We start from the raw sequence: 250 nt of genomic DNA, 5'->3' as shown, positions 1-250 counted from the left end.
CAAACTTCTCATCAATGGCTACTGCATACTGATAGGCATCGATTGCTTTTTCATACAATTTCAGCCCTTGATATGCAGCCGCCAAATTAAACCATGCCAATTCACTAAAAGGTTGTTCTTCTATGATCTGCTGGTGCAAACGGATACTTTCTTCATTGCGACCTGTGAAATCGGTCCAAAAGCAAATTTTATATAAAGCCTCTTCATTGGACGGATCTTCCTCCAATATCAGTTTCAAACAGTCAAAAAC

The 250-nt window shown here is 39.2% G+C and carries 1 protein-coding gene; it reads right to left on the bottom strand.

Going from position 1 to position 250, the window contains the following annotated elements; genetic code table 11:
* Nucleotides 1-250: hypothetical protein (locus VJI94_RS08620; RefSeq protein ID WP_324009071.1), on the bottom strand; the 250-nt coding region annotated here is incomplete at both ends.

The organism is Parvimonas sp. D9 (assembly GCF_035282565.1).
GTDB lineage: Bacteria > Bacillota > Clostridia > Tissierellales > Peptoniphilaceae > Parvimonas > Parvimonas micra.
Note: the sequence above shows the minus strand (reverse complement) of the source record. Positions and strands in the feature narration are given on the sequence as shown.